Genomic DNA, 16,215 nt, shown 5'->3' on the forward strand with positions numbered 1-16,215 from the left:
TCAGCCGCGGAAGTCGGCCGGGCGCTCCGCGGGTGCCTCCGCGAGGGCCTTCGTCACCCCGTCGACGCCCGCCCGCAGTCCGTAGACCGGGGTGCCCGGTTGCTGGCGCCAGGAGTCGTCGAGGCCGCCCGCGTCGACGGTGTCGAAGCCGAGTTCGTCGATGAGGCCGCGCACGACCCGCTTCGCGGCCTCGTCGTCGCCGGCCACCGGCAGGGCGATCCGCTCGGGGTCGCCGGCCGGGCGGCCGCGGTCCAGGATGTCCTGCGCGAACGTGCCGTTGAACGCCTTGACCACGGGGTGCCCGAGCCGCTCGGCGGTCCAGCGGCTCTCGGTCAGGCCGTCGTCCTCGATCGCGGCGATCCGGCCGTCGCGCTGCTGCGGGTAGTAGTTGCCGGTGTCGATCACGGCGACGCCCTCCGCCGCCCCGTCGAGGACCCCGGACGGCAGGTCCGGCACCGCCTTCAGCGGGATCGTGACGACGACGACCTCCGCGCCGCGCGCCGCCTCCTCGACCGGTACGGGCGTCGCCCCGGTCTCCTCGGCGAGCTGGGTGAGGGTGTGCGGGCCGCGCGAGTTCGCGACGGAGACCTCGTGGCCGAGTGCGGTGAGCCGCCTCGTGAGGTTGCCGCCGATGTTGCCCGCTCCGATGACGCCGATCTTCATGACATGCCCTTCCGGATACCGGGTGCCTGCTGACGCGGACCACCAACCTCCGGACGCGGCGGGCTATTCCGGGGGTACGGGCATCCGGGTGACGCCGGCCGGACGGCGCCGGCGGGTGCGGGGGCCGCCCCGGCGCGGTACCGGGCGCGGGCCGACGCGTGCGTACGCCGGTCCCGTTCCCCGCTCCCCGCGGGCATGACGGAGGGGCGCCCCCGTACCGCGGCGGCGCCCCTCGTCCGGCCGGCTCACTTGTTCAGGTGGGCCCAGAACTCGTCGAACGAGAGGAGCTTGTCCCCGTCGATGTCACGGGAGGCGATCAGGGCCTCCGCGACCGACTCGGTGACGTTCCAGTCCCCGCCCTGGGCGAGAGCGCTCTTGAACTCGGCGGCCGTGACGTACCCGTCGCCGTCCGCGTCGATCCGCTCGAACGCCTTGCGTGCTTCCTCGATGTCCGCCACCGGATCCGCCCCTTCTTGGTGCTTGCGCGGGCCCTGCGGCCCTGTTGACGGAGGTCAGATTAACGGTCCGGCCGCGCGGGCCGGCGGGCGCCCACCGGGGCCGGTCCCGGGGCCGGCGGCGCGGTGGCCGATCATGGGGTGGCGCCGGGCGTTCCGGCGTCCGGGGCATCCGGAGCGAGAAGAGGGGCGGCGCCATGGCCGGCACGCTGCGGGACGTCCTGGACGCGGCGGCCCGCGGGGTCTTCCCGCCCGCCGACGGCTCCACCACCGTCGTACCGCAGCCCAGCGCCCGTGACGCGGGCGTCCTCGCCTTCACGGCGCACTCCGTGGTGTTCACCGACGAGGACCCGGCGTGGGTGCGCGCGACGCTGCGCTCCCTGGACTGCGATCCGCTGGCCGCGACGATGAACCCGCGTTTCCTCGCCGCGTTCATGGACCGCACGGGACGGTCCACGGACACCGTCGACCTGCTGACGGTCGCGGCGCCGCTGCCCGGACGGCCGCCGACGGTGCTGACGGAGATCGACGACCCCGGTCATCCCCGGGTCGCCCGGGCGCGCGAGCGGCGGGACGACGTGCGGGTGTGGGCGGCGGACGGCGGCGTGCTCGTCCTGGGGCGCGGGGTCGCCGGGCGGCTGGAGGCCGCGGTCGAGGTGACGGAGTCCGCCCGGCGCCGGGGACTCGGCCGGGCGCTCGCGGTGGCGGCCCGGCACCTGGCCGGCGGCGAACCGGTGTGGGCCCAGCAGGCGGCGGGGAACGCCCGCAGTGTGCGGGCGTTCCAGGCGGCGGGCTACCGTCCGGTCGGGGCGGAGGCCCTGTTCGCCCGCCGGTGACGGCCCGCCGGGAGCCGTCGTCTCAGTGCCAGGGCTCGTAGTACGGGTTGCTCTCGCAGTCGCTCATGATCTCGGTCCTGGTCTTCTTGTCGACCGGGCAGACGCCGACGATGTACTGCCGCGCGATGCCGCCCGGGAACGCCACCTCGACCTGGTCGGCCCACCGGTGGGTGGTCCCGATGGTCTTGTTGACGTCGATGCCGCCGGGGGCGTCGACGTAGTAGTTGTAGGCGCTCTTCCACGTCTTGTAGAGGTCGTGGTCGTAGCTCGTCGAGACGTACGGGGAGGGCTGGTTGACCAGGACGTACTGCTCGATGTCGTACTGCCCGCCGACGGTGTCCTTGGGGTGGAAGCCCTGCTCGAAGACGGTGGAGGGGCCGCGGCCGTCGCTGCGGTAGAGGGTGCCGCAGGTCGTGCGCCAGACCGGCTCCGGGGTGATGCGGCCGACGTCCACGCGCCGGTCGGCCGCGGCCGTGAGCGGATCGTAGAACTGGGGGCAGGCGGGGGCGGCGGCCCGGGTGGGCGAGGTGACCGGGGACGCGGGAGCCGTCGCGGCGGAGGTGGCGAGGACGGCCGCGAGGGACAGGGCGAGGGCGGCGGCCCGTCGCCGCAGGCGAGTGGTGATCATGCGGTGCACGATCTCGGCTGGGCGGCGGCGGGCCGGGGACCCTCACTCCTGCGGCGGCGTGTCAGCGTCACCGGGTCGACGCGGGCACGGGCCGGTCCGGGGTCAGCGGAAGATGCCCGTGTGACCGAGCGAGTAGCGGCCGGGCTGCGGGTACACCGCGAGTCCGTGCGGTCCGCCGCCGACCTTGATGCGGGCGAGCTGGGCGCCGGTACGGGTGTCGATGGCGTACACCTCGTTGTCGTAGCGCCCGGACAGCCAGAGCACCTTGCCGTCGGCGGAGACACCGCCCATGTCGGGGCTGCCGCCGTCGGGCAGGTGCCACTTCTTGGTCAGCCGGTCCTGGGCGAAGTCGAACACGGAGACGGTGCCCTCGCCCCGGTTGGAGATGTACATCTCGCGCGAGTCGCGGCTGACGTAGAGGCCGTGGCAGCCCTTGCCGGTGGGCAGCAGGGTCGGCTCGGTGAACTTGTCGCCGTCCAGCACCCACATGCCGTGGGCCATCATGTCGGCGATGTAGAACCTCTTGCCGTCCGGGGAGATCTTCACGTCCTGCGGCATGGCGCCGTCGAACGGCAGCTTCTGCTGGGCGACGACCTTCATCTTCTCGGTGTCGACCTTCAGCAGTTCGCCGCTGAACTCGCAGGAGACGATGAAGTAGCGGCCGTCCGGCGAGAAGTCGGCGTGGTTGACGCCGTAGCAGCTGACCGGCTCCGTCTTCACCCGCTTCATGGTGTGCGCGTCCCGGAAGACCAGTTCGCGGTCGAGCGAGGCCATCACGATCGCGTACTTGCCGTGCGGCGTGAAGTAGAGGTTGTACGGGTCGTGCACGTCGACGGGCTTGCCCGCCCGGCCGGTCTTCGGGTCGATCGGGGTGAGGGTGTTGCCCTTGTCGTTGTTGACCCACAGCGTCTTCATGTCCCAGGACGGGACGACGTGCTGCGGCTGGGAGCCGACCGGGATCGTCTCGATGACCTCGTACGTGGCCGGGTCGATGACCGAGACGGTGTCGGAGTTGGTGTTCGGGACGTAGACGCGGGACGGGAAGTCCTTGACCACCGGCGAGAGCTTGCCGGGACGGTCCGCCGCGTAGACGTCCTTCGGGTCCAGGACGGGCGGCATCCCGGGCAGTCCCCGGGCCGGCTCCGGCCGGGCCCGCTCGACGGGCGCCTCGGTGCCGAGGGCCTCGTCGGCGTGGTTCCCGTCCGCGCTCGAACAGCCGGCGAGGGCGGTGAGAACGGCGCCCGCGATCAGGGCGCGCTGGGTGAGTCTCCGGTTGCGGTGCATCAGCTCAGCAGCTCCGTGGTGGTCACCGCGCGCAGTCCGCGGCGGTCGAGTTCTTCCAGGACGGCCGGGAGCGCGGCGACCGTGTCCGCGTACCCGAAGTGCAGGCTCACCACCGATCCGGCGCGCACCTCGCCCATGACCTTGCGGGTCACGGCCGTGGCGCCCGGCGAGGTGAAGTCGAGCGAGTCGACGTCGTACGAGAGGACGTGGGGGTATCCGGCGCGGCGGGCCACCCGCTCCACGAGGGGCGAGGCGTGCGGGCTGCGCGAGGAGCGGAACCAGGTGCCGGGTGAGCCGGTCAGCCGGCGCAGCCGGTCGGCGCAGCCCCGGATCTCGGCGTACGCGTCCGCCTCGGACATCGCGTTGATGTCGAGGTGGCGCTGGGTGTGGTTGCCGAGGTCGTGGCCGCCGTCGAGGATGCGGCGGGCCAGCTCGGGGTGCTCGTCGAGCCAGGTCCCGACGGCGAGCACGGTGACCCGGGCACCCCGGCGCTCGGCCTCGTCCAGGAGGGCGCGGGCGATCGCCGGATCCCCCTGCCCGTGGAAGGTGAGGGCGACCCGGGGCCGGGTGCGGGGGCCGTGCTCGATCTGGACGGGCTGCCCCGGGAAGTGCCGGGGCGCGGGCGCCGGGCGCCTGCTCCGGGGGTGCGGGGCGCCGGACGCGGCGGGCGTGTCCGGGGTGCCGGGCGTGCGGGCCTGCTGGGCGGCGGCCCCGCCCGGGGAGCACGCGGCGGCGAGGGCCCCGGCTGCGGCGAGCCCGGCACCCGCGCGCAGCGCCGAACGGCGGTCGGTCGTGGTCACCGCACCATTTAAGGGCGAAACGCCCCTGAATAGGCATATTGACGTGTTGAACGACTGCCGCGGGTCGCGACGGGGGCGGTACCGGTCCGCTGAATCAGCCCCTCCGGCGCTTGAGGAGCGGGGCCCGGGGCGGAGCCCCGTGACGTCGGCACGAGCGAGCGCGCACGACCGGGAAAGCGGCGCGAAAGATTCAGCCCCTCCGGCGCTTGAGGAGCGGGGCCCGGGGCGGAGCCCCGTGACGTCCACACCGGCGACCGGCGAGGGCAGCACCCGCGATCACGTCACGCTGCCAAGACGACCCCGTCCACTGAACCGGGGTACGAGGGCCGCGCCCCCGCCTCAGCGGTCAGCGACCCGCATCTCGAACCACGTCGTCTTGCCGCGGGGCAGCAGATCGACGCCCCAGCGGTCGGAGAGCTTGTCGACGAGGAAGAGTCCGCGCCCGCTGAGGTCCATCTCCTGGACCGGCATCAGACAGGGCAGTCCGCGGGAGGGGTCACGCACCTCGACGCGGATCCAGCCCCGGCGGTGGCGCATGCGGAGGCCGAACACCCGGGCGCCGGTGTGCCGTACGGCGTTGCCGACGAGCTCGGAGACCAGTAAAACCGCGTCCTCGGTCATCTTCGGCGAGAGCCCCCACTGGCGCAGCACCACCACCTGGGCGAGCCGTCGCGCGCTCGCGGCCGATTCGGGGCGGGACGGCAGGACCACCTCACCCTCCGTCGGATTGCCGAACAACTCCAGCGCCTTCAGCGCCCGTTCGTCCTCCACCGCTGGCGACCAGCGCGCCGCGGTCGCACTCGCGTGCCGCCGCGGCTGTTCCACACCCTCCAGCCCCGCCATGGCACCATCATGGCCGCCCCGGGAGACCTACGGGGCGGTTCCGAGGGAATACGCCCCCCGGAACCGCTCGTTCCGCAGGAGTCGAACGGCATATGCCACAGGTAATTCAAGACCGGCCGCGACCCGTCCCACCTGCGAAGGGACCCCGGAGCGCGGCAAGACCCCGGAACCCGCGTTCAGTTGCCCTTAAGGTTCTCTTAAGGCGGGCATAAACCAGCCTCACGAGGGACACCGGGTGAGACACCGCGTCAACTGCAAGTGATTCGGGGCGGCAACTGCTGCCGGATCAGAGGAACTTCGCCTTGCCGGGACCCTCGTCCACGAAGCTGCGCATGCCCCGCTCCCGGTCCTCCGTCGCGAACAGCCCCGCGAACCAGTTCCGTTCGACGGTCAGTCCGGTCTCCAGGTCCGTCTCCAGGCCCGCGTCGATCGACTCCTTGGCGGCCCGCAGCGCGATGGCGGGTCCCTGCGCCAGCTTCGCGGCCCACGCGTGCGCCTGGGCGTACACCTCCTCCGCGGGGACGACCCGGTCGACGAGCCCGAGCGTGAGCGCCTCGTCGGCCTTGACCATCCGGCCCGTGAAGATGAGGTCCTTGGCCCGGGAGGGGCCGATCAGCCGGGAGAGACGCTGGGTGCCGCCGGCGCCGGGGATCAGGCCGAGCAGGATCTCCGGCTGGCCGAGCTTCGCGTTGGCCGCGGCGATGCGGTAGTCGGCGCAGAGCGCCAACTCGCAGCCCCCGCCGAGCGCGTAGCCGGTGACCGCGGCGACGACCGGCTTGGGGATACGGGCGACGGCGGTGAAGGAGTCCTGCAGGCCCCGGGAGCGCGCGACCATCGCCGCGTGGTCCATGGCCTGCATCTCCTTGATGTCCGCGCCGGCGGCGAACACCCTCTCTCCGCCGTACAGCACCACCGCGCGCACGTCGGCGCGGCGCGTGGCCTCCTCGGCGAGTTCCCTGAGGCGGTCCTGGGTGGCGACGTCCAGCGCGTTCATCGGCGGACGGTCGAGGCGGATGGTGCCGACGCCTTCGGCGACTTCGAGATGCACAGTCATGGGAGCAGGTTAGTGGGCGTTAACGCCGACGGGCCCGGTGTGCTCGGTCACAGCGGCACACCGGGCCCGTAGGGCGGGAGGAACCTAGGCCGTCCACTTCTCCCAGGACATGTTCCAGCCGTTGTACCCGTTGTCCGGGGCCACCGTCTTGTCGTGGGAGTTCTTCACGACGACCACGTCGCCGACCATCGAGTGGTCGAAGAACCACGCGGCGGGCACGCTCCGGTCGCCGCCGCCGCGCACGTCCCGCAGGCCGACGCAGCCGTGGCTGGCGTTGTAGTTGCCGAAGGCGTCGCCGCCCCAGTAGTTGCCGTGGATGAAGGTGCCCGAGTTGGTCAGGCGCATCGCGTCCGGCACGTCCTTGATGTCGTACTCGCCGCCGTAGCCGACGGTCTCGCCGTTCATACGCGTCACCCGCAGGCGCTCGCTGATGACCATCTGGCCGTTCCAGGTGTCGTAGCCGGGCTTGCCGGTGGTGACCGGGATGGTCTTGATGGTCTTCCCGTCGCGCTTGACGGTCATCTTCTTGGTCTTGACGTCGACGGTGGAGACCTGGCTGCGGCCGATCGTGAACTTCACGGTCTTCGCCTGCTTGCCGTACACCCCGGGCCGGCCCTCGACACCGTCGAGGTTGAGCTCGACGGTGACCTCCGTGCCCGCCTTCCAGTACTCCTCGGGCCGGAAGTCCAGCCGGTCGTTGCCGAACCAGTGCCCCTGGACGTCGACCGCGGGCTCGGTCTTGATCCTGATCGCCTTCTCGACGTCCTCCGGGTGCGTGATGCCCCGGGTGAAGTGGACCGAGAACGGCATGCCCACGCCGACCTTGGAGCCGTCCTCGGGCGTGTAGATCCCGACGAAGGTGTTCTTCGGGGTCAGCGTGGTGAACGCGGACTCCTCGGCGGCCTCACGGCCGTCGGCGTCCTTCGCCACCGCGTGGACCTTGTACTTGGTGGCCGAGGCCAGGTGCGTCGAGGGCGTCCAGGTGGCGCCCCCGCCGGTGATCTTCCCCTCGACCGCGTTGCCCTTGGTGTCCTCGACCTTCACCTCGGTCAGCTTGCCCTTGGCCGCGGTCACCTTGAGGGCGCCGCTGGTCCGCACGTCGTCGGCGCCGTCCTTGGGCGCGATGCTCACGACCGCCGCCGACGCCTTGGTGTCCGCCGTACCCGACTCGCCCTTGCTCTTCCCGGACCCGGAGCCCGTGTCCCCGCCTCCGCCGCACGCGGTCACGGCACACATCAGGACACCCAGCAGCAGCGCCAGGCCCCCCTTGTTCCGCCGTGTCCGCGCGCCAACCGACGCCCCCGATATCGGTCGCCCGTTCACAGTCGTTCTCCCCTCGCACGGCCTGATCAGGCCCGCACCCCGGCGCGTCCCACGCGCATATCGCGCTAATTAATCACACCGCCCGAGGTGATGGATCCCCGCGATTGTCACCGTTCAGTTCCAAGTTCAACTGTGCGGAGGGGAGTCGGAGGAGCTCCGTACGTACCCGTATGTCGGGCTACTTCGCCGCGGAGCCCGCCTTCCACTGTTTCCAGCCCATGTTCCAGCCGCCGAGGCCGTTGTCGGGAGCGACCTTCTTGTCCTTGCTGTGGACGACCTCGACGACGTCGCCGACGAGGCTGCGGTCGAAGAACCAGCCGGCGGGCGTCCGCGAACTGCCGCCCCTGACGTCCCTCAGGCCGACGCAGCCGTGGCTGACGTTGGTGTTGCCGAAGGCGTCCGGCGCCCAGTAGTTGCCGTGCAGGAAGGTGCCGGAGCTGGTGAGGCGCATCGCGTGCGGGACGTCCGGGATGTCGTACTCGCCGCCGAAGCCGACCGTGCGGCTGTTCATCCGGGTCACCTCCAGCATCTCGGTGACGACCATCTTCCCGTTGTACGTCGTCGTCTTCGGGGCGCCCGCCGTGATCGGCACGGTGGCGAGCAGGTCGCCGTCGCGGCGCACCTCCATGGTGTGCTCGGCCGCGTCCACGAGGCTCACCTGGCTGCGTCCGACGGTGAAGGTGAACGTCTTGTGCTGCAACCCGTAGACGCCGGGCGCCCCTTCGACGTCCCGCAGCCGCAGCGCCACCGTCACCCTGGTCCCGGGCTTCCAGTAGGTCTCGGGCCGGAAGTCGAGCCGGTCCCGGCCGAACCAGTGCGGGCGGATCTCCACCGGGGGCACCGCGGTCACCCGGATGGCGCGCTCCACGGCGGCCCGGCGCCGGATCTCCCGGTTGAACTCCAGGGAGACGATCATCCCGGTGCCGACCACGGAGCGGTTCTCGGGTGCCACGTAGCCGATGAAGCGCTCGTCCGGCACGGCCGTCGTGAACGCCGTGTGCCGGGCGGAGCGGCGCCCGTGCCCGTCCAGCGCCACCACGTCCACGGTGTACCGGGCGGCGAGTGCCAGTCTCCGGTCGTCGGGCCGCCAGCTCAGGCCGTCGTCCGTGACGCGGCCGGGCACCTCGGACTCCTGGGCGTCCTGGGACCGGACGACCTTCACCGACTCCAGACGCCCGCTCGCCACCCGTACCCTCAGCCCTTGGCCCGGCCGCACCCCCTTGCTGCCGTCGTCCGGCGAGATGCGGATGACGTCCTCGGGCGCGCGGGGTTTGCCGAGCACCTCGTCCATCCCGTCCGAGGTGCAGCCGGAGGCGGCGGCCAGCAGGACCGCCCAGGTCAGTGCGGCCGCCAGCGCGGCCACGGCGCGTCGCGCGCGCGTCTGTACGTGCATCACGAGCACCCAACGACCATGCCCCTCCTGGGGAAACGTGAGTGCGACCCAAGCTGTGGGCAGAACAGTGGGGAGGACGACGCGACGGGGAACCGCGGCCGGGACGCCGAGGGCCCCTTTTCTTGTCGCTCCCATCGAGCCGCGGGAGGCTGACCGGTGTCGAGCGCACCCGAGCAGGAGGCAGTCCAGGAGGGACATGCCGCGGGCGGCGGGCTGCCCACGCAGTCCGCCCCTCCGAGGAACGGCACGCAGCGGGCGGCGCCCGTCGTGCCCGTGTGGCCGGGTACCCCGACTCCGCTCGGGGCACGCTTCCGGGTGGGCCCCGACGGCGTCGCGGGCACCAACTTCGCGCTGTGGGCGGGCGGCGCGGAGGCGGTGGACCTGTGCCTCTTCGACGAGCGGGGCGGCGGGGCGAGCGAGATCCGCGTCCAGCTCACCGAGCTGACCCACGAGATCTGGCACGGTTTCGTCCCCGGTGTGCTCCCCGGGCGCCGCTACGGCTACCGGGTGCACGGCCGCTGGGACCCCTGGACCGGCGCCCGCTGGAACCCGGCGAAGCTGCTCCTCGATCCGTACGCACGCGCCGTGGACGGCGACTTCACGCTGCCGCCCGAGGTGTACGGGCACGTCCGCGACTGGCCCCAGCAGCATGTCGCGGACACCGTGCGCGACGACCGTGACTCGGCCCCGTACGTCCCGAAGGGCGTCGTCGTCCACGACGACGACGACTGGGCGGACGACCACCGGCCCAAGACGCCGTGGGCCGACTCGGTGATCTACGAGCTGCACGTGCGGGGCTTCACCCGGCTGCACCCGGGCATCCCGGAGGAACTGCGCGGCACCTACGCCGGGCTGGCGCACCCGGCGGCGATCGCGCACCTGACGGCGCTCGGGGTGACGGCGGTGGAGCTGCTGCCGGTGCACCAGTTCGCGCACGAGGACCACCTGCTGCGCAGGGGCCTGCGCAACTACTGGGGCTACAACTCCATCGGCTACTTCGCCCCGCACGCCGCCTACTCCGCGACCGGCACCCGGGGCGAGCAGGTCGGCGAGTTCAAGCGGATGGTGCGCGCGCTGCACGCGGCCGGCATCGAGGTCATCCTCGACGTGGTCTACAACCACACGGCGGAGGCGAGCGAGCTGGGGCCGATGCTCTCGCTGCGCGGCATCGACAACCGCGGCTACTACCGGCTCCAGTCGGACGCCCGGCGGTACGCGGACTACACGGGCTGCGGCAACACCCTGCACGTGGTCCAGCCGCACGTCCTGCGGCTGATCACCGACTCGCTGCGCTACTGGGTGACGGAGATGGGGGTGGACGGCTTCCGTTTCGACCTGGCGGCGGCGCTGGCCCGCTCCATGCACGACGTCGACATGCTCTCGCCGTTCCTGGCCGTCATCGCGCAGGACCCGGTGCTGCGGCGGGTGAAGCTCATCGCGGAGCCGTGGGACGTCGGCTCGGGCGGATACCAGGTGGGGTCCTTCCCGCCCCTGTGGACGGAGTGGAACGACCGGTACCGCAACGCGGTGCGGGACTTCTGGCGCGGGGCGCTGCCCGACGTGCGGGACCTGGGCTACCGGCTGTCCGGGTCGAGCGACCTGTACGCGTGGGGCGGCCGGCGCCCGTACGCGTCCGTCAACTTCATCACGGCGCACGACGGATTCACCCTCCGGGACATGGTCTCCTACGAGCGCAAGCACAACGAGGCCAACGGGGAGGGCAACCGGGACGGCTCCGACGACAACCGCGCCTGGAACTGCGGCGTGGAGGGCGAGACGGACGAGGAGCGCGTACAGGCCCTGCGCCGCCGCCAGTTGCGCAACCTCCTGACGACGCTGCTGCTGTCCACCGGGGTGCCGATGCTGGTCGCGGGCGACGAGTTCGGGCGGACGCAGCGGGGCAACAACAACGCGTACTGCCAGGACAACGAGATCAGCTGGGTCGACTGGTCGCAGCTGGAGGACCCGGCCTGGCGGGCGCTGTTCGACCTCACGTCCCGGCTGATCGCCCTGCGGCACGGGCATCCGGTGCTGCGGACGCGGGCCTTCTTCTCCGGGCGGGCGCACTCGGCGGACGGGCTGCGGGACCTCGCCTGGTTCACCTCGCGCGGCAGCGAGATGACGGAGCGGGACTGGTACGCGCCGGCCGCGACGCTCGGGATGTACCTGTCCGGGCGGGACATCCCCGGACGGGACGCCCGGGGGGCGCCGGTCGTGGACGACAGCTTCCTCGCGGTGCTGCACGCCGGGGACCGGCCGACGGAATTCGTGCTGCCGGGGCCGCCGTGGGCCGCGGAGTACGAGGTGGTCGTGGACACCTCCCGCGAGGACCAGACCGAGGCGCCGGGAGTGGTGCACCGGGGCGGGGCGACGGTCACGGTGCAGGCGCGCGCGGTGCTGCTGCTGCGGGTCGCGGGCTGAGAGGGCGCGGGTGGAGGGGCCTGGGCTGAGGGGCGTGGGTGGAGGGGCCTGGGCTGAGGGGCGCGGGTGGAGGGGCCTGGGCTGAGGGGCGTGGGGTGAGCGGCGCGGGCTGAGGGACGCGGACTTGAGGGGCGCGGGCTGAGCGGCGCGGGTGCGGCGCCTCGCGGGCCCGCGCCCGGTGCGCGCCGGCCCGCGGAAGGACCACGTCCGGTACGGCGTCCGGTGGGTGTCCGGGCCGTCCGGCCGTCGCGGGTCCGGAGCCGTCGGGGCGTCGCGGGTCCGGCCAAAACTCGGTGGGCGGTGTCAGTGGCAATCCGTAGGCTCGCCCCTGATGGCCACGACAGATGCAGCGACCAAGGATCACGACGACCCCGCCGACGGGCCCGGTCACGCGGCTGCCCGCGAGGGCGCCACCGGCCCCGGCGACCACACGGACGGCGGCTCCACCGTGCGCAGCCTGCTGCGCCTGTGGCCGTACGTGCGGCCCGTGCGGGCGCGGCTGTTCGGCGCGGCGTGCGTCGCGGTCGTCGCCTCCTGCGTCGGGCTGGTGATCCCGCTCGTCCTGAAGTGGCTGGTGGACGGTCCCGTCGCCGGCCGCGACCCGCGGGGGGTGTGGCTGGGGGCGCTGTACCTGCTGCTGCTCGGGTTCGCGGAGGCGCTGCTGTTCGGACTGCGCCGGTGGCTGGTGGCGCGTCCGCTCGCGGGCGTCGAGGCGGACATGCGGGCGGACTTGTACCGGCATCTCCAGCGGCTCCCGGTCGCCTTCCACGACCGCTGGGCCTCCGGTCAGCTGCTGTCCCGGGCCACCACGGACCTGATGCTGCTGCGCATGTTCCTGGCCTTCCCGCTGACGTTCCTGTTCGTCAACGGCGTGACGATCCTCGTCGGCATGGTCATCATGCTGCTCCAGCAGTGGACCCTCGGGCTGGTGCTGCTGGCCCCGGTGCTGCCGGTGGTGCTGGTCTGCTGGCTCTTCGAGCGGCGGTACTCGCAGGTGGCACGGCAGGCGCAGGACCAGGTCGGCGATCTGACGACGGTGGTCGAGGAGAGCGTGCTCGGCATCCGGATCATCAAGGGCTTCGGGCGCCACCGCAGCCAGGCCCGCGCTTTCCGGGACCTGTCGCGGACCCTGCGCGGCACGGAACTGGCCAAGGCACGGCTGCTCGCCTCGATCTGGGCCGTCATCGTCACCCTGCCCGAACTGGCCATCGGGGCGGCCCTCGTCCTCGGCACGGTCCAGGTCGCCGACGGCGACCTCTCCGCCGGGACGCTGGTCGCCTTCCTGTCGACGGCACTCGCGCTGCGCTGGCCCATCGACTCGATCGGCTTCCTGCTGGCGATGAGCCAGGAGGCGGCGACGGCCACGCAGCGGTACTTCGAGGTGATGGACTCCCCGCCGGAGTCGGCCGACCCGGTCGACGGTGAAGGCGCCGGTCTCCGCGAGGGCGTCGGTACGGGGACTCGGGACGACGCCGACGCCGGTGATGGTGATCTTCACGGTCACGCCGCCGGTTCCGAGGCGGATCGCCACGACGGTGACGGCGGCGGAGACGTCGGGGGCCCAAAGGGCGTCGGTGCCGGAGCGGCCGGTCCGGGGCGGGCGGGCGCGGGCGGACTGCGGTTCCACGGCGTGCGGTTCCGCTACCCGGACGCCCCCGCGGACGCGGCCCCCGTGCTCGACGGCATCGACCTGCACATCCGCCCCGGCGAGACGATGGCCCTGGTGGGGGCGACCGGCAGCGGCAAGACCACCCTCACGGCCCTCATCCCCCGCCTGCACGAGGTGACGTCCGGCCGCATCACGCTGGACGGCGAGGACATCACCCGGATGCCCAGGGCGACGCTGCGCGAGCTCGTCGCCGTGGCCTTCGAGGAGCCCACCCTGTTCTCCGCGAGCGTCGGTGAGAACGTCCTGATGGGCGCCGCCGGGACCGCGGGCGGGACGGAGCTGGACCGCGCGCTGGCCGTGGCCCAGGCCGACTTCGTCCAAGCGCTGCCCGAGGGGACCGCCACCCAGGTCGGCGAGCAGGGCCTGAGTCTGTCCGGCGGCCAGCGCCAGCGCCTCGCCCTGGCGCGCGCGGTCGTCGGCAGCCCCCGCTTCCTCGTCCTGGACGACCCGCTCTCCGCGCTGGACGTGCACACGGAGGCCGCGGTGGAGGCCGCCCTGCGCCGCGTCCTGGCCCGCACGACGGCGCTGGTCGTCGCGCACCGCCCGTCCACGGTGCTGCTCGCCGACCGGGTGGCCCTGCTGTCCGGGGGCCGCATCGCCGCCGTCGGCACCCACCACGAACTGCTGCGCTCGCACGCCGAGTACGCCTGGCTGATGTCGGGCACCGAGTACTCCGGCGCCGCTCCCGGAGCGGGGCACGGCACCGACACCGCACGCCGGACCGCCCACGCCGGCGCCCACACCGAGGAGGACCACCGATGACGGCGCCCACGACGACCGCGCCGGACCGGGACCCCGACCGGGACCGGGCCGGGGACCCGGACCACACGCCGCGGGAGGACGCCGGGCACGTCGACCCCTTCGACCGTGACGTCCTGCCCACTCCCCCGGGCGCGACGGCCGCGCTGCTGCGCTCGCTCCTCGCCCCGCTGAGGGCCCGGGTCGTGGTGGCGACGGTGCTGCTGCTGGTCCAGCAGGCGGTGGTGCAGGCGGGCCCGCTGCTCGTCGCGTACGCCATCGACCGCGCCGTTCCGGCCTTCCGGCACGACGACCGCGGTCCGCTGATCGCGGTGGCGGTCGCCTACCTGCTGTGCTCGGTCGCCGCCGGCGCACTCCAGTACGCGTTCATCGCGGCCTCCGCGCGCGTCAACCAGGACGTGCTGCTCGACCTGCGCGGACGCATCTTCCGGCACGCGCAGGCGCTCAGCGTCGACTTCCACGAGCGGTACACCTCGGGCCGGCTGATCTCCCGGTCCACCACGGACGTCGAGTCCCTGCGGGAGCTGCTCAGCGAGGGCCTCCAGGAACTCGTCATGGTCATCCTGTCCTTCGTCTACATCTCGGCGATGCTGCTCTGGCTCGACCTGGGCCTGGGCGCGCTCGCGGTGGCCTCCTTCGTGCCGCTGTACCTGCTGGTGCGGCTCTACCAGCGCCGCGCGGGCCGCGTGTACCGCGTGCGGTCGACCGCGATCGCCGCCGTCATCGTGAAGTTCGCCGAGACGATGAACGGGATCAGGCCGGTGCGCGCCTTCCGGCGCGAGGCGGCCAACGACGCGCAGTTCCGGGTCCTGAACCGGCGTCACGAGCGGACGAACGGCGACGCGCTGCTGGAGATGGCGCGCTACGTCACCGGCTCGCGGCTGGTCGCGAACGTGGCGGTCGCCGGCATCGTGCTGTGGGGCGCGCACCGGGTGGCGTCCGGCTCGCTGGCGCTCGGGGTGCTGGCCGCCGCGGTGCTCTACCTGCGCCGCCTGTACGACCCCATCGACCGCCTGGGCATGTTCCTCAACTCGTACCAGTCGGCGGCGGCCTCGCTGGAGAAGATCGCGGGTCTGCTGGCCCAGACGCCCGCGGTGCCGGAGCCGGTGACGCCCCGGCACCTGCCGGAACCGGCCTCGGAGCAGCCGGGACGCGAGGTCGTGTTCGAGGGCGTGCGCTTCGCGTACCGCACCGGCGGCGAGGTCCTGCCCCGCTTCGACCTCGTCCTGCCCGCCGGCCAGACGGTCGCCGTGGTCGGCTCGACGGGCGCGGGCAAGTCCACCCTGGCCAAGCTCCTCGCCCGCTTCTACGACCCGACCGAGGGCCGGGTCCTGCTGGACGGGGTCGACCTGCGCGATCTCGCCAACGCCGAACTGCGGCGCGGGGTGGTGATGGTGACGCAGGAGGCGTTCCTGTTCTCCGGCACGGTCGCCGAGAACATCGCCATCGGCCGCCCCGACGCGGGCCGCGAGGAGATCGAGCGGGCCGCGAAGGCGATCGGCGCGCACGAGTTCATCAGCGCCCTGCCCGACGGCTACGACACGGACGTACGCAAGCGGGGCGGCCGCATCTCGGCGGGTCAGCGCCAACTGGTCGCGTTCGCGCGGGCGTTGCTCGCCGACCCCGCCGTGCTGATCCTCGACGAGGCGACCAGCTCGCTGGACGTGCCCGGGGAGCGGGCGGTGCAGCGCGCGATGTCGACGGTCCTGCACGGCCGTACGGCTGTCGTGATCGCGCACCGGCTGTCCACGGTGGAGATCGCCGACCGGGTGCTGGTGATGGAGCACGGGCGGATCGTGGAGGACGGCACGCCGGATCAACTCGTCCTGGACACCGGCAGGTTCGCCGATCTGCACCGGGCGTGGCAGGACAGTCTGGCCTGACCGGGTGGCCAGTTCGTATACCGAACACGACCAACCGGACAACGAACGGTTTCCGGCCAACTTCTTGATGCGCCCCTGACAGGACAGGCAATCTGCTGCCACTCTTCCCACGGCCGCTCCACAGCAACCTCACAGCTCCTCGCTGTGCCGCGGCGCAACCTCCTGTGCACCTGGCTTTGCGTACCGCCCTGTTCTGCCCGGACG

At 72.7% G+C, this 16,215-nt stretch carries 12 protein-coding genes and 1 pseudogene; 4 read left to right on the forward strand and 9 right to left on the reverse strand.

Annotation, left to right across the window (positions count from 1 at the left end; genetic code table 11):
• Both ACWGIS_RS23745 and ACWGIS_RS23750 read right to left on the reverse strand, forming a co-directional pair.
• A pseudogene (locus ACWGIS_RS23745) lies at positions 1-702 on the reverse strand (NADPH-dependent F420 reductase); the annotation flags it as partial.
• Positions 703-908: 206 nt separating this feature from the next.
• Entirely contained in the window at positions 909-1,121 is a 213-nt protein-coding gene (locus tag ACWGIS_RS23750) for an EF-hand domain-containing protein (protein WP_453364472.1), read from the reverse strand.
• 194 nt (positions 1,122-1,315) lie between these two features.
• On the opposite strand from ACWGIS_RS23750, the gene ACWGIS_RS23755 reads away from it, so the two are divergent.
• A complete protein-coding gene (locus tag ACWGIS_RS23755) occupies positions 1,316-1,954 on the forward strand; it encodes a GNAT family N-acetyltransferase (RefSeq protein WP_453364473.1) in 639 nt (212 codons plus the stop codon).
• Between the two features lie 22 nt (positions 1,955-1,976).
• Here the strand turns inward: ACWGIS_RS23755 and ACWGIS_RS23760 are convergent, their stop codons facing one another.
• From ACWGIS_RS23760 to ACWGIS_RS23790, 7 genes are all read right to left on the reverse strand, one after another.
• On the reverse strand, positions 1,977-2,582 hold the full coding sequence (locus ACWGIS_RS23760) for an ADP-ribosyltransferase (protein WP_453364474.1): 606 nt from the start codon (positions 2,580-2,582) through the stop codon (positions 1,977-1,979).
• A 102-nt stretch (positions 2,583-2,684) separates the two neighbouring features.
• Positions 2,685-3,866, reverse strand: coding sequence for a YVTN family beta-propeller repeat protein (locus ACWGIS_RS23765; RefSeq protein ID WP_453364475.1), 1,182 nt, complete (start codon positions 3,864-3,866; stop codon positions 2,685-2,687).
• Positions 3,866-4,666 carry a polysaccharide deacetylase family protein gene (locus ACWGIS_RS23770; RefSeq protein WP_453364476.1) on the reverse strand — a complete coding sequence of 267 codons (801 nt, stop codon included), beginning with the start codon at positions 4,664-4,666 and terminating at the stop codon, positions 3,866-3,868. Before ACWGIS_RS23770 ends, ACWGIS_RS23765 begins: the two co-directional genes overlap by 1 nt.
• A 339-nt stretch (positions 4,667-5,005) precedes the next feature.
• Complete coding sequence (locus tag ACWGIS_RS23775; protein ID WP_453364477.1) at positions 5,006-5,509, reverse strand: ATP-binding protein; 504 nt, start codon at positions 5,507-5,509, stop codon at positions 5,006-5,008.
• Positions 5,510-5,795: 286 nt separating this feature from the next.
• Complete coding sequence (locus tag ACWGIS_RS23780) at positions 5,796-6,563, reverse strand: enoyl-CoA hydratase/isomerase family protein (RefSeq protein ID WP_453364478.1); 768 nt, start codon at positions 6,561-6,563, stop codon at positions 5,796-5,798.
• Positions 6,564-6,647: 84 nt separating this feature from the next.
• Complete coding sequence (locus tag ACWGIS_RS23785) at positions 6,648-7,886, reverse strand: L,D-transpeptidase (protein ID WP_453364479.1); 1,239 nt, start codon at positions 7,884-7,886, stop codon at positions 6,648-6,650.
• A gap of 178 nt (positions 7,887-8,064) precedes the next feature.
• On the reverse strand, positions 8,065-9,279 hold the full coding sequence (locus ACWGIS_RS23790) for an Ig-like domain-containing protein (RefSeq protein ID WP_453364480.1): 1,215 nt from the start codon (positions 9,277-9,279) through the stop codon (positions 8,065-8,067).
• Between the two features lie 156 nt (positions 9,280-9,435).
• Between ACWGIS_RS23790 and glgX the strand changes: the two genes are divergently transcribed.
• The 3 genes from glgX to ACWGIS_RS23805 all read left to right on the forward strand — a co-directional run bounded on the left by glgX (position 9,436) and on the right by ACWGIS_RS23805 (position 16,011).
• A complete protein-coding gene (glgX, locus tag ACWGIS_RS23795) occupies positions 9,436-11,700 on the forward strand; it encodes a glycogen debranching protein GlgX (protein WP_453364481.1) in 2,265 nt (754 codons plus the stop codon).
• Positions 11,701-12,031: 331 nt separating this feature from the next.
• Positions 12,032-14,131: an ABC transporter ATP-binding protein gene (locus ACWGIS_RS23800; protein WP_453364482.1), complete on the forward strand. Its 2,100-nt coding sequence runs from the start codon at positions 12,032-12,034 to the stop codon at positions 14,129-14,131.
• The gene (locus tag ACWGIS_RS23805; RefSeq protein ID WP_453364483.1) at positions 14,128-16,011 is read left to right on the forward strand and encodes an ABC transporter ATP-binding protein; all 1,884 of its coding nucleotides are present in this window, start codon (positions 14,128-14,130) and stop codon (positions 16,009-16,011) included. The genes ACWGIS_RS23800 and ACWGIS_RS23805 overlap by 4 nt, the downstream gene beginning before the upstream one ends.
• The last annotated feature ends 204 nt before the right edge of the window (positions 16,012-16,215 follow it).

The sequence above is a fragment of the Streptomyces sp. NPDC054842 genome (assembly GCF_053611025.1).